The 12104-nt window shown below is 70.7% G+C and carries 13 protein-coding genes; 6 read left to right on the top strand and 7 right to left on the bottom strand.

All coding sequences use genetic code 11. The features are described 5' to 3' along the window. Positions 1–6 precede the first annotated feature (6 nt). Positions 7–297, bottom strand: a complete 291-nt coding sequence (locus tag G4D86_RS04520; protein ID WP_163989775.1) for a hypothetical protein — start codon at positions 295–297, stop codon at positions 7–9. A 60-nt stretch (positions 298–357) separates the two neighbouring features. Continuing rightward, positions 358–561, bottom strand: a complete 204-nt coding sequence (locus G4D86_RS04515; RefSeq protein ID WP_240360042.1) for a hypothetical protein — start codon at positions 559–561, stop codon at positions 358–360. Between the two features lie 242 nt (positions 562–803). Between G4D86_RS04515 and G4D86_RS04510 the strand changes: the two genes are divergently transcribed. Then, complete coding sequence (locus G4D86_RS04510; protein WP_163989770.1) at positions 804–1013, top strand: hypothetical protein; 210 nt, start codon at positions 804–806, stop codon at positions 1011–1013. Between the two features lie 120 nt (positions 1014–1133). On the opposite strand, the gene G4D86_RS04505 is transcribed toward G4D86_RS04510, so the two are convergent. The 3 genes from G4D86_RS04505 to G4D86_RS04495 form a co-directional block, all read right to left on the bottom strand. Continuing rightward, a complete protein-coding gene (locus G4D86_RS04505; protein WP_240360041.1) occupies positions 1134–1934 on the bottom strand; it encodes a nucleotidyltransferase family protein in 801 nt (266 codons plus the stop codon). 186 nt (positions 1935–2120) lie between these two features. Beyond that, the gene (locus G4D86_RS04500) at positions 2121–3026 is read right to left on the bottom strand and encodes an AEC family transporter (protein WP_163989765.1); all 906 of its coding nucleotides are present in this window, start codon (positions 3024–3026) and stop codon (positions 2121–2123) included. Next, the gene (locus tag G4D86_RS04495; protein WP_163989762.1) at positions 3023–4060 is read right to left on the bottom strand and encodes a LysR family transcriptional regulator; all 1038 of its coding nucleotides are present in this window, start codon (positions 4058–4060) and stop codon (positions 3023–3025) included. The genes G4D86_RS04500 and G4D86_RS04495 overlap by 4 nt, the downstream gene beginning before the upstream one ends. A 125-nt stretch (positions 4061–4185) precedes the next feature. Between G4D86_RS04495 and G4D86_RS04490 the strand changes: the two genes are divergently transcribed. Together G4D86_RS04490 and G4D86_RS04485 are read left to right on the top strand one after the other, a co-directional pair. Further along, positions 4186–4782, top strand: a complete 597-nt coding sequence (locus G4D86_RS04490) for a hypothetical protein (RefSeq protein WP_163989759.1) — start codon at positions 4186–4188, stop codon at positions 4780–4782. Between the two features lie 241 nt (positions 4783–5023). Continuing rightward, positions 5024–6274, top strand: coding sequence for an MDR family MFS transporter (locus G4D86_RS04485; protein WP_163989756.1), 1251 nt, complete (start codon positions 5024–5026; stop codon positions 6272–6274). Positions 6275–6552: 278 nt separating this feature from the next. Here the strand turns inward: G4D86_RS04485 and traC are convergent, their stop codons facing one another. Beyond that, on the bottom strand, positions 6553–8364 hold the full coding sequence (traC, locus tag G4D86_RS04480) for an outer membrane exchange accessory lipoprotein TraC (RefSeq protein WP_205519455.1): 1812 nt from the start codon (positions 8362–8364) through the stop codon (positions 6553–6555). Between the two features lie 89 nt (positions 8365–8453). Beyond that, positions 8454–9377 (bottom strand): LysR family transcriptional regulator, encoded by a 924-nt coding sequence (locus G4D86_RS04475; protein ID WP_240360040.1) that lies wholly within the window; start codon positions 9375–9377, stop codon positions 8454–8456. Positions 9378–9503: 126 nt separating this feature from the next. Here G4D86_RS04475 and G4D86_RS04470 point away from each other — a divergent pair, with 126 nt between their 5' ends. From G4D86_RS04470 to sitI6, 3 genes are read left to right on the top strand one after another with little or no spacing between them, the layout of a single operon-like run. Beyond that, the gene (locus tag G4D86_RS04470; protein ID WP_163989754.1) at positions 9504–10526 is read left to right on the top strand and encodes an aldo/keto reductase; all 1023 of its coding nucleotides are present in this window, start codon (positions 9504–9506) and stop codon (positions 10524–10526) included. Positions 10527–10578: 52 nt separating this feature from the next. Continuing rightward, positions 10579–11295 (top strand): SitA6 family polymorphic toxin lipoprotein, encoded by a 717-nt coding sequence (gene sitA6 / locus G4D86_RS04465; protein ID WP_163989751.1) that lies wholly within the window; start codon positions 10579–10581, stop codon positions 11293–11295. A 2-nt stretch (positions 11296–11297) separates the two neighbouring features. Then, the gene (gene sitI6 / locus G4D86_RS04460) at positions 11298–12011 is read left to right on the top strand and encodes a SitI6 family double-CXXCG motif immunity protein (protein ID WP_163989748.1); all 714 of its coding nucleotides are present in this window, start codon (positions 11298–11300) and stop codon (positions 12009–12011) included. Positions 12012–12104: the final 93 nt, after the last annotated feature.

Here is a 12104-nt window from a genome sequence, read left to right as displayed (position 1 = left end):
AGCGGACTACTTCTTCGCGGCGTCGGCGGACGGAGCGGGCAGCGCCGGGGCCAGCGGCTTCGGCGGCGTGACGCGGAGCTCGGCGTAGCGCGCGGCGAGCGTCTCCGGCGTCATCTCCTCCTGCCACTGCTTGGGGTTGGTGTTCCAGCCGAAGTCCGCCGGCACCTTGCCGCCGCCCTGGCTGGTGTAGCCAATCATGTCCGGGAACTGCGTGGACCAGCGGCCCGCGGGGTCCGGCTCCTTGGTGATGTGCTGGCGGTTGGGACGGTGGAGGAAGGGCTTGGGTGCGTCGCTCATGGTGCGAAAGCCTCTCCGAAAGTGGCCCGCAAGGGTAGAGGGAAGCGGAGGCCCGAGGCCTCAGGCTGCCCGCCGGGTGCGCTTGCGGCGCACGGCCGTCACGGGGGGCAGCACCCTCGGCCCCAGGGCGAACACCGCCGCGAAGTAGCGGGCCTGGGCCTCGCTGCCATAGCGGTAGCGCCGGACGGCCCCATCGCGCATCAGCACATCCACGCCCCAGCCTCTCCGGTCGTGAAGAAGCTCCACCTGTCCCACCTCGCCCATGCCATCCCCTCCCACATCCATGCCCCTCCGCCCTTGAAATCCCCGTGCCAGCCCCGCGTCGTAAGGACTCCGGGTTGCGGTGTCGGGGAGTCATCACTCCCCGTGGGGACGGTAAGGAATGCAGGAGGGCCCGGTTGGCCGCCTGCCATGCCGAGGCGCCGTGGAAGCGGGCGCGGGTGTACGTCCCGGGCTACAACCCCGGGTCGCCTTGTGCGGCGCGAATCCTGCGTTAACTCAAAGGCATGACTCACTTCGAGAGCAGCAACGGCGACCGGTTCGCCGAATTCGTGCTTCCCGACGGCTGCGTGCTCTGCGGCGGCGAAGTGACTGTGCGCGCCTCACAGGCGGGCGCGCACAGCTACTGCCCGCAGTGTCACTGGCTGTCCAAGCCGAGCATGCGCGTGCACGACAACAGCGTGGAGCTGTCCTTCGCCACGACGGCGCAGGCGTAGCGCTCGACATCCTTCTCGGGTGGCGCGGAGGCAGTCCTGCCCCGCCACCCTCCGCTGCTTCAACCGGGGGCCCCGTGGGGCCCCCTTCTCTTTCACCGCGAGTGCCGTGCCCCGCGTGCCTCAGTGAGGCCCGTGGATGCTGCTGGCATGCCCCGTGGCGAGCACCTCGTCGCCGCGCTCGCGGTCCTTTTCATCCCAGGTGCGGCCGTCCTCGTAGCCCCACTCGTTGAGGTCGACCTGGTACTGGACGTGGGACAGCAGCCGGCCGCGGCAGAGCTTCCGCTCCCAGTTGCCCTCCTGCACCGAGCCGCTGGCGCGGGACAGCAGCTCCTGCATCAGCCACTCGGGGACGATGGCGCGGTCCGCGGGGTAGGCGAAGCGGAAGAGCATGAGGTGCGAGAGGAGCACCTCCCAGTACCGGTCGAAGCGCTTGAGGAGCCGCGGCCAGTCGAAGTTCGCGCCCGCCTTCACGAGGAGGTGGGTGAGCTCGTGGCCGTCAAAGCGCTCGCGCTCCAGGACGAAGGCCTTGCTCCAGAAGATTTCCTCCGCTGGAGGCACCTTGCACGCACAGCCGAGGAGCTGGGCGCAGACGGCGTGCTCGAACCAGCCGTCGTCGACGACGGTGAGGCCGTTGCCGGAGGCGAAGATGATGTCGACGAGGTAGTCGTCCCAGAAGGCCTTGTGGAGCCAGCCGTGGACGTTGCTCTCGGTGCGCCACTCATTCTGCGCGAGCAGCTCGAGGGCGCGGTCTGCGTCGACCTTGCGGATGAAGAGGTCCAGGTCCTTGGTGTCGCGGTAGATGCCGGTGTAGTGCGCGAACGCGTACGCACCGCCGACGAGAAATGGAATGCCGGCATCAGAGAGTAACTGGATGGCGTAGGCGCGTGCGCCCAGCTCGGCGACAGGTCGCCGGACCTCCATCCGCCGCGGGTCCCCCCCGGGTGCTCCCGAGGCCTTCGGTGGTTGCTCAGCCATGCGCAAAAGATAGGAGGACGGAGCCTGCACGACAGCGGTACGGCCGCGTGCCCGGATGCAGGGCAGGCGGACAGGCTCAGCGGTTGCTCTGGGGCTCGCGGCGGAGTGTCGGGCAGCGCGCGTTTCAGGGGCTCAGCGAACGAGCCAGAGCATCAACGGCGCGGTGGCGAAGGACAGCGGAATCCCCACGCCGACCATCAGCACGGCCAGCTCCGGATCCAGCTTGTGCTCGGCGGCGAGGATGGCCGCGCTCACCATGGGCGCCATCGCCGCCTGGAGCACCGTCGCCTGCACCACCACCGGCGCCAGCCCCGGCATCGCCAGCAGTCCCAGCGCCACCAGTCCCGGCACCAGGAACAACTTGTAGGACAGCCCCAGTGCCAGCGCCGGAAGCCGGTGGCTCACGCCCGTCAGCCGCAGCTGCAACCCCACCGAGAACAGCGCCAGCGGCGTGAGCAGCGCACCCAGCCGCTCCAGCACCGTGTCCACCCAGACGGGAAAGCCCCACGGCCGCAGCGCCAGCGACACCACCAGCGCGAGGAACGGCGGAAACGTCGCCACCTTCCGCGCCAGCTCACTCCACGGCAACTCCTTCTCCGCGCTCGCTCGCGTCGCGGCCAGCGTCGCCAGCGTGGACAGCACGAGGAACGAGCCGAGCTGGTCCGCCACCACCGCCACCGCCAAGCCACCCTGCCCCAGCAGCGCCTCCGCCATGGGCAGGCCGACGAAGGCCGTGTTGCCCAGCCCCGCCGTCAGCACCAGCGCCATCACCGACTGCCGTGACAGCCCCAGCCGTGGCCCCAGCAGCCGGAAGAACGGGCCCGCCGCCAGGTAGTACAGCCACGGCACCACCGCGGCCACGATGAGCTCCGGCACGAACTCCAGCCGGTGCATCACCCGCAGCACCAGCGCCGGCAGCGCCACGTACAGGATGAAGGTGTTGAACGCGCCCGCCGCGCCCTCGGCGAACTTGCCGCTGCGCCGGGCCAGCACCCCCAGCAGCAGGCACGTCCCCAGCAACCCGATGACCGCACTCATGACGTCCGCGCCTTCCCTCGCCGCGCCTGTCCCGCTCGAGCACGCGACGCCGCCTTCCCACGCTTCACCGCCCCGGCCGGCGTCTTCCGCGCATCCGCCCCACCGACCGACCCCACCTCACCACTCCACTCCGAAGCCAATCCACCGCCCGCCAGCAACGGCCGGTCCCGCTGGATGACCTCCGAAAGAAAGTCCATCACCGCCCGCACCCGGGCGCTCTGCTGCAGGTCCGGATGCACCACCAGCCAGATGTCCCGCTTCAACGCCGCCACCGGAGGCAGCAGCCGCCGCAACCCCGGCGCCGTGTCCCCCTGGAAGCACGGCATCAACCCCAGCCCCACGCCCGCGCCCGCGGCGGCCACCACCGACAGCAATGAGTTGCACCGCACCACCACCCGCGCGGACGTGGCCACCTCGCCCATCCACCGCGCCTCCGGCCACTTCGCCGCCGCGTCCACGTACCCGATGACGTCATGCCCCGCGAAGCCCACCGCCGGGTCCGGCAGCCCGCGCCGCGCGAGGTACCCCTCCGACGCGTAGAGGGAAATCGCAATCTCCCCCACCTTGCGAGCCACCAGCGAAGCCTCCTTCGGCCGCGTCAGCCGCACCGCCAGGTCCGCCTCGCGCCGCGCCAGGTCCAGCGCGCCATAGTCCGTGAGGAACTGCACCTCGATGCCCGGATGCCGCTCGCGAAACACGCCGAAGCGCGGCAGCAGGTGATTCACGGCGAACGCCTCCGTCGTCGTCACCCGCACCACGCCCTCCAGCCGCGCGTCCTCTCCGCCCGCCCGGCGCTCCACCGCGAGCACCGACGCCTCCATCTCCTCCACCGTGCCGCGGATGCCCTGCCCTGCCGCCGTCAGCACGAGCCGCCCCGGCGTGCGGTCGAACAGCCGCGTCCCCAGCTCCTCCTCGAGCACCGTCAGCCGGCGCCCCACCGTCGTCGCATCCACCTTCAGCGCCCGAGACGCCGCCGCGAGCGTCCCCTCGCGCGAGATGGCCAGGAAGTACCGCAGGTCATTCCAGTCCGGCATGGCGCCCTGCAAGATTGCAGGCCCCCCCGGCAAACTCCAGCGTTTCCGCATGGCCGCCTCCAGGGCATTCATGTCTCCACCACGGGCCGCGACGAAGGCGGCCCACACCCCACGGGAGCACCGCCATGAACGCCACCACCCGCCTCGCCCTCACCCTCGCCACCCTCTCCGCCGCCGCGTGCGGTGGCGCGAAGACGGCCGTGAAGCCGCAGGACCTCGCCGGCAAGTGGGACAGCGCCACCTGCGAGGCCATCCCCAACGGGGACGGCAGCAACAGCTACATCCAGCGCCACTTCCAGCTCACCGAGGCGAAGTGGACGCTCGACCTCGACGCCTTCGGCGACGCGCAGTGCCAGACGAAGCTCTTCACCGCCCGCGTCGTCGGCCCGTACACGCTGGAGCGCGACTCGGAGAAGGTGACTGGCGCCACCGAGGGCAACTTCGTCTTCGGCGAGCGCTACCTCACCGCGCACGTGCAGCCGCTCGCGGACGCCTTCGTCCAGTCCGGCTGCGGCACGGGCGCGTGGACGGTGGGCGCCGAGCAGCCCGTCCCCGGCGCGTGCCTCTTCTTCAAGCCCATCACCCAGTGCGGTACCGACCACGACGTGGTGAAGGTGGACGGCGACAAGCTCTTCTTCGGCCAGCGCCCGGCGGACAACGACATGTGCTCCCCGGACAAGCGGCCGCAGGCGCTCGCGTCGCACCCCGTCGTCAAGGGCTGAGGCCCTCGCGTCCGGGGCCCGGTACGCCGTCGCGCCCGAGCAGGCAACCTCCGAGGCGACGCAAAAGCCGGGCGCCCTGTCAGGTGGAGGGCTCGCGCGCCGTCGCCCCATGTGCGGGCGTCGCGCCACTCCCGGCGGCTTGGAGCGACGGCCCCGCTGCCCCATGCTCCGACACCGTCATGCCACCCCGTCCCGCACCACCCCGTCCCACGCCCTTCCCCACCGTCCCGGAGAAGCGGCCATGACCCGCGCGCTGCGCGAGGCGCTGCGGGAGATGGCGGGCGGGCTGCCGCGCACATACTGGGTGCTGTGGACGGGCACACTGGTCAACCGGCTGGGCAGCTTCGTGGTGCCCTTCCTCGCCCTCTACCTCACGCGCGAGCGCGGCTACTCCGTGGAGCAGGCGGGCCTCGTCGTCTCGCTGCACGGCGCGGGGACGGTGCTCGCCGCTCCGCTGGGCGGCACGCTCGCGGACAAGGTGGGCCGCCGCTTCACCCTGGCCATGGGCCTCTGGCTGGGCGCGGGCGGCATGCTCTTCCTCGGCTTCGCCCGCGAGCCGAAGTGGATTGCCGTGGCCGCCTTCACGCTCGGCATCCTCGGAGAACTGTACCGGCCCGCGGTGTCCGCCGCCATCGCGGACGTGGTGCCGCCTTTGGACAGGGCCCGCGCCTACAGCCTCTTCTACTGGGTCATCAACCTGGGCTTCTCCATCGCCCTCCCGCTGGCGGGGCTGATGACGCGCTTCGGCTACGTGGCGCTCTTCATCGCCGACGCCATCACCACCTTCGTCTACGGCTGCTGCGTCTGGCTACTGCTCCCGGAGACGCGCCCCCCACGCAAGGCCCCCGAGGCAGGCGCCGCCGCGCACAGCTCGCTGCTCGCGCCCTTCAAGGACCCGACGTTCCTGGCCTTCGGCCTGCCCATCTTCGCGGTGGCCCTCATCTTCTTCCAGGGACAGGTGGCGCTGCCGCTGGACCTGGGCCAGAAGGGGCTGACGCCGGCGCAGTTCGGCTCGGTGCTCGCCGTCAACGGCGTCCTCATCGTCGTGCTGCAGCCCTTCACGGGCCGGCGGATGGGCCGCATGCGCCGGGCCCACGCGCTGGCCCTCGCCGGAGTGCTCACCGGCGTGGGCTTCGGACTGCACGCGCTCTCCGCCAACATGGGGCTCGCCATGCTCGCCGTCGTGGTGTGGACGCTGGGAGAGATTGCCCAGGCGCCGGTGGCCTCCACCGTGGTGGCGGACCTCGCTCCGGCCGAGCTGCGCGGCAGCTACCAGGGCGCCTACCACATGCTCTGGGGACTGGCCGCCTGCGCCGCGCCCGCGGTGGGCGGACAGGTGCTGGGCCGCTTCGGCGCCACCTCGCTGTGGCTCGGTTGTCTCGTCGTGGGCGTGGCTGCGGCCGGCTGGCACCTGGCCATCGCCGGAGCCCGGCGCCGCCGCCTGGACGCGCTGCGCACCCTGCGCCCCGAGATGAGCGCCAGCGCGGACTGACTCGCACGGCGGACGAGACACCCGGTCATCCGCCCCCTCACGTCGGGATGATGGCGAGCAGGGTGAGGACGAGGAAGGCGACCAGGACGAACAGCACGGCGGCGAGGTCCAGGTCGCTCTCGTGGAACAGGTAGTTGAAGTCGAGTCGCATGGCGGTGCCCCCGTGGAAGTCCCTTCAAGAGGGGCTACGGGGAGTCACCGTCTGTGATTGCGAGGGGCACCGGCCTCCGCCCCCTGGGACGCCCGTGTGACAGGCGGCGGGGGCGGGGCTTCACGCGCTACAGGCCGAGGAGGGCCTCGGGGCGGTTGAGACCACGCGCGCGGCCGAGCGGCTGGAGGATGTCCGGCGGGGGCGCGTCCGCGGTGAGCAGCAGCGCCCGCACGGCCGTCTCCACCACGTCCTCGGCGCCCGGGCGCACCATGCCCCGGCGCGCGTCCGCCACGCGCTTGCCACGGTACGTGTCGAAGCGCTCCTTCACCCGGCGGGCGACGTCGGCCACGGCCTTGTCGCCCACCTCCACGCGCAGCTCCAGCTCGTTGCGCAGCTGCACCGGGTCCGCGAGCACGCCGTAGCGGTCATAGCCCTTGTGCGCCACGTCCTCGTGCGCCACCGCGTAGTCCTGCGTCTGGGGGGCCACCACGCCCGCGTCCTTGATGAGGTCCTTCATCACCGCGGTGACGGAGGCGGTGACGGTGAGCCGGTGGAGCTGCACGTCATAGACGAAGTCCGAGTACATGGGCTCCTCCACGGTGACGGGCTCGCGGAAGACGGTGTCGCGGTTGCGCTGCACGTCGATGCGCTGCGTCTCCGACTTGTCCAGCGCCGCCTCCAGCGCCTTCTCCTTCTCCTTCACCGCGTTGGCCTTCTGCACGAGCAACTGCTCCTCTTGCGCGCACACGCCGCTGGCGCAGCGGGCGGGGTTGCAGTCGCCCGGGAGCTGTCCCGGCTCCTTCGCCTCGCGTGCCGCCTCACCGCACTCCTGCAGGGCCTCGCGGCACTCGCGGCGCTCGCGGTCCCGGCAGCGCTCGGCGCCCTCGCGCACGGTGAGCAGCTCGGCCTGCATGCGCAGGTACTCGCGCAGCGCCGCGGCCTGCTTGCGGTCGGTCTCCTCCAGGGTGCGCTCGGACTGGAGCAGCTTGCCCTCGAAGCCCGCGCGGCGCGGGTTGGGCACGGAGCGGTTGCCAGCGAGGTAGCGCTGCGTGCGCTGCGAGTCCTCCGTCACCTTCAGCGGCAGCACGCGCTCCAGCGACAAGTCCAACCGCACGCCCTCACGGCCCTCGGGCGCGTCCGTCACCACGCGCAGGGGAAGCTGCGTGGGCAACATCGTCGCCAGCCGGCCGGCCGACAGGCGCTGCACCACGTCCGGCGCCCCGGCGCGGTCCTCCACGGCCGAGGCCACCACGAGGAAGGCCACCTCGTCGCGCAGCTTCTGCCGCACCGCCTCGGCCCGCTCGCGCGCGGCGGTGGCGCCCACGCGCTCCTGGTCCGCGCGCACGTACGCCACCAGCGCGTTGCCCAGCTTGCCCGCCTTCTCCAGGGTGTCACCGGTGCCGAACCAGCGCTTGGCCCACGCCACCTGCACGCCGTCCACGCCCCGCTTCGCGGCCGCATGGTCCGGGGCCACGGACAGCACCGCGTCGAACTCGGCGCGCGCTTCCTTCAGCCGCTCCTCCTTCAGCGCCGTCTGGCCCACCGCCACGCGCTGGTCCAGCGTCTGGCCCAGCAGCTCGCGCGCGGGCCCGTTCTCCGCGTTCAACTCCAGCGCGCGCACCAGCCGCTTCATGGCGCCGTCCAGGTCACCACTGGCGTGGACGCTCCGGGCCTCTTCCAGCACCACGTCGCTCCAGGCCGTGCGCACCTTGCCCAGCTTCACCTTCACCTCGGACGCCTCGGGGTCCGCGGCGAGCGCGCGCAGGTAGGCGGCCTCGGCCTCCGCCCACTTCTGCTGCTGGCTGGCGGTGTCGCCCTCCTTCACCGCGCGGGAGAAGGCAGAGCAACCCGTGAGGGCAAGCAGCGTGGCCAGGGCCAGGGCTCCCAGCCAGCGGGAAGTGGCGGGAGCGGGGTGAGGGCTTCGGGCGGGGGTAGGCACGGCTGCATCTTCGGGGAAAGCGCTCCCCGGGTGAAGACTTCGACCGCATGCCCGCCTGCCCCCCTGCCCGGGAGCAGGCCCTGTTGCCCCTATCCGCCCCCCGCCCGCCCCGGCTTCCGGGAGAGCCGCGCCGTCATCGCATCCACCAGGACGCGCAGCTTGGGCAGGCGCTGGGCTCGCGCGGGGAAGTACAGGAAGAGGCCCGGCACGGAGGGCCCGTAGTCGGGCAGCACCTGCTCCAGCGTGCCCGCCTTCAGGTCCGCCGCCGCGGCCTGCTCGTTGACGTAGGCCAGCCCGGCGCCCCAGCGCGCCGCCGCCACCATCAGCGCCGCGTCGTCGGTGACGAAGGGCCCGCGCACGGCCATCCGGTACTCGCGCCCGCCCTTCTCCAGTTCCCAGACATAGCGCTGGCCCGAGGAGCTCATGCGGAAGCCGATGCAGTCATGCCCCAGCAAGTCCTTGGGCCGCTGCGGCCGCCCCTTGCGCGCGAGGTACGCGGGCGAGCCCACCATGATGAAGCGGAACGGCGGTGTCACCCGCACGGCCACCAGGTCCTTCTCGACGAACTCGCTCAGGCGCACCCCGGCGTCGTAGCCCTCCGCGACGATGTCCACGTTGCGGTCGTCCACGGACACGTCCACCGACAACTCCGGATGGCGCGCCAGCAGCCCCGGCACCACCGGCTCGATGACGAGCGGCACCGAGATGCGCGGCACCGTCAGCCGCAGCGTGCCCGCCACGTGGTCCATCCCGCCCTGCACCTCCTCCACGGCGGCCAGGGCCTCATGCAGCGCGGGGCCCGCGCGCTCCCTCAGGCGGCGACCCGCGTCCGTGAGATTCACGCTGCGCGTCGTCCGCACCAGCAGCGGCATGCCCATGCGTGCCTCCAGGCCCCGCACCGCCTGGCTCAACGCGGAGGGCGACACGCCCAGCGCCCGCGCGGCGGCGGAGAACCCGCGCTTGTCCGCCACCGCGAGGAAGGCCATCAGTCCGTTGAGCTGTCCGAGGCGCACTTTGAAGTTCTCCTTCAAATCCCATGTAGCAGTCAGCGCATTTTCTTTGAAGCGCCCGGGGCGCAGTCTTCTTCACGTGAGCGGGGGGCACTGGAGCCCCCCGCGACGGACACGCGAGGAAGCGCCATGGAATACACGCGACTGGGCAACTCGGGGCTGGTGGTCTCCCGGCTGGCTTTCGGGGTGATGACGTTCGGCACGGGCAACGTCCCGAGCGTCTACAAGGTGGACACGGACGCGGCGCGCGCGCTGGTGGACCGCGCGCTGGAGGCCGGCATCAACTTCTTCGACACGGCGGACGCCTACGCGGGTGGCCAGTCCGAGGAGATGCTGGGGCGGCTGCTCGGCACCCGCCGCAAGGACGTGGTGCTGTCCACGAAGGTGGGCATGCGCACCGGAGAGGGATTGCTCGACACCGGGCTGTCGCGCCGCCACGTGCTGGCCTCGGCGGAGGCGAGCCTGAAGCGGCTGGGCACCGACTACCTCGACCTCTACATCGTCCACCGCTTCGACCCGCACACGCCCATGGAGGAGACGCTGGAGGCGATGGACCAGCTCGTGCGCAAGGGCAGCGTGCGCTACGTCGGCTTCTCCAACTGGTCCGCATGGCAGGCGGCCCGCGCAGTGGGAATCCAGGAGCGCTACCAGTGGGCGCGCTTCACCGCCGCGCAGATGTACTACTCACTGGTGGGCCGGGATTTGGAGCACGAGGTGCTGCCCTTCGTACAGGAGGCCGGCATCGGCACCATGGTGTGGAGCCCGCTGGCCGGTGGCTTCCTGTCGGGCAAGTACACGCGCGAGAGCCTCGAGGACGCGAACAACCGCCTCGCGGGCTTCGACTTCCTGCCCTTCGACAAGGAGGCGGGCTTCCGCGTAGTGGAGGTCATGCGCGAGATTGGCGAAGCCTCCCGCGCATCCGTGGCCCAGGTGGCGCTGGCGTGGCTGCTGAAAAAGCCGGGCGTGAGCACCGTGCTGTTGGGCGCGAGCAAGCTGTCGCAGCTGGAGGACAACCTGGGCGCGCTGAAGGTGAGCCTCTCCGACGAGCAGGTGCGGCGGCTCGATGAGGTGAGCCCCCACGCGCTCTACTACCCGAGCTGGTTCAACCAGCAGCTCCGCGACTCGAAGTTGCACGACGCACTCGCGCGCTGAGCGACGTCCTCCGGCGGCAGCTCGGGCCGCGAGCGTGCTAATCGAGACGCTCATGAGAAGCTGGTCGGCCCTGCTGTGCGGACTCCTGGTGACGTCGTGCGCGTCAACGAACCCCACCCAGCAACGCTGGGAGACGGCGGAAGCGGAAACCGCGGAGTGTGACGACCCCGGGGCGGACCGGTGCACCACGTTCATCTGCGGTGTGGCGGCGTGCGGCCTCTACTACTGCGAGGACGTGGACCCGGGCCGCATCGTGCGTGCGCAGGCCGTGGCGCCCGTCCGGCCCCCGATGCCTCAAGCGGTGCCGTTCCCGACACCAGCCAATCCCCAGCGCAACTGGGGCAGCATGCAGGGGCTACCCGGGGACGCGGAACCCATCTTCATCATCCCGTGGCATGAGACGGCGGAGGAGTACAAAGCGCGGCTCAAGGAAGAGCTGGAGAAGAACCCGAAGCGCACATGGGTCAAGCACCACGTGTTTCCCCAGGCCTTCAAGAAATGGTTCAACTCCAGGGGCGTCAACATCCATGAGTGGACGCTGGTCATCGACAAGCAGGTCCACCAGAACATCCACCGAGGTGCAGAGGGCGGCCCCTGGAATTGGGAGTGGCAGCACTACATCGAACAGAATCGCGGGGCGGCACCACAGGCCATCCATCTCTTCGCGATGCAGATGATTTTCCGATTCGACCTGGCAGGACCTGTTGTCCCGTACCACAGCAAGAAGACCCTTCCGCTCTTCCCTGTCGTGGAAGATGACGTCTACTGACCATGCGATTTTTCCGACTGCGAAAAGTGACGCCATCGCACTTCTCCTGGGACCTTCGTGCAGACCCCAAGTGGTTCTTGCCCGGAGTCCACTGCCCCGACTGCGATGAAATTCGCGCTGGCATTGGGGAGGCGTATCCAGCGGCGGACCTCTCGGCGTTGCCAGACCAGAGGAAGTTCCAGGCACGACTTGAAGAAGACTTCGAGGAGTTCACGCGACTGCGCGAGCTGGTGCGTCCGCTGGTACCGGAGGGTGCACAGCTCGAACCCGGAACAGCCTTTGGCCCTCTCGTCGGGAGGGGGCGCGGGCACTTCACCCAGCTCGTCTTTCCAATGCCATGGACGCTGCTCATGCGCCGGGAGGCGCTAGAACAGCTCCAGGCGGCGGGCCTGCGCGGCTTGATGGGCTGCCGCACGGAACTGCGCCTTCGGGACAAGAACCCGCCGGAGCTGCTGGAACTACAGCTCGAGCTGCGCGGGCGGTTGCATCCGGATTGCCTCCCCCGGAACCTGCCCGCCCCCTGCGCAACGTGCGAAATGGTCACGTTCAGCTTTCCGCAAGCCCCCGTCCTCGACGCCGCATCTCTACCAACGGACCGTGACCTCTTCCGGCTCGGCAACTTCTCGACCGCCATCATCGGGACAGAGCGCTTCGCGGAAACCGTGCGGCAACTCGGCTTCGAGGAAGTGGAGTTCCAGGAGCTGCCGACTCGCTAGCTGGCTGCCCGGCATCCGCTGATGGGCCGCTCGCCCCACGTGCGGCCGTCCGCGCCCCACTGTGCGGCGCCCCCGCGCATGCACAGGGGCACC

This window comes from Pyxidicoccus caerfyrddinensis (assembly GCF_010894405.1).
Classification (GTDB): domain Bacteria; phylum Myxococcota; class Myxococcia; order Myxococcales; family Myxococcaceae; genus Myxococcus; species Myxococcus caerfyrddinensis.
The sequence above is the reverse complement of the archived record's forward strand: the minus strand, read 5'-3'. Positions and strand labels throughout refer to the sequence as shown.

Bases quoted from the DNA above. Each gene is read 5' to 3' on its own strand.
- G4D86_RS04520 (WP_163989775.1), bottom strand. From the start codon at position 297: ATGAGCGACGCACCCAAGCCCTTCCTCCACCGTCCCAACCGCCAGCAC.
- G4D86_RS04515 (WP_240360042.1), bottom strand. From the start codon at position 561: ATGGGCGAGGTGGGACAGGTGGAGCTTCTTCACGACCGGAGAGGCTGG.
- G4D86_RS04510 (WP_163989770.1), top strand. From the start codon at position 804: ATGACTCACTTCGAGAGCAGCAACGGCGACCGGTTCGCCGAATTCGTG.
- G4D86_RS04505 (WP_240360041.1), bottom strand. From the start codon at position 1,934: ATGGAGGTCCGGCGACCTGTCGCCGAGCTGGGCGCACGCGCCTACGCC.
- G4D86_RS04500 (WP_163989765.1), bottom strand. From the start codon at position 3,026: ATGAGTGCGGTCATCGGGTTGCTGGGGACGTGCCTGCTGCTGGGGGTG.
- G4D86_RS04495 (WP_163989762.1), bottom strand. From the start codon at position 4,060: ATGCCGGACTGGAATGACCTGCGGTACTTCCTGGCCATCTCGCGCGAG.
- G4D86_RS04490 (WP_163989759.1), top strand. From the start codon at position 4,186: ATGAACGCCACCACCCGCCTCGCCCTCACCCTCGCCACCCTCTCCGCC.
- G4D86_RS04485 (WP_163989756.1), top strand. From the start codon at position 5,024: ATGACCCGCGCGCTGCGCGAGGCGCTGCGGGAGATGGCGGGCGGGCTG.
- G4D86_RS04470 (WP_163989754.1), top strand. From the start codon at position 9,504: ATGGAATACACGCGACTGGGCAACTCGGGGCTGGTGGTCTCCCGGCTG.
- sitA6 (WP_163989751.1), top strand. From the start codon at position 10,579: ATGAGAAGCTGGTCGGCCCTGCTGTGCGGACTCCTGGTGACGTCGTGC.
- sitI6 (WP_163989748.1), top strand. From the start codon at position 11,298: ATGCGATTTTTCCGACTGCGAAAAGTGACGCCATCGCACTTCTCCTGG.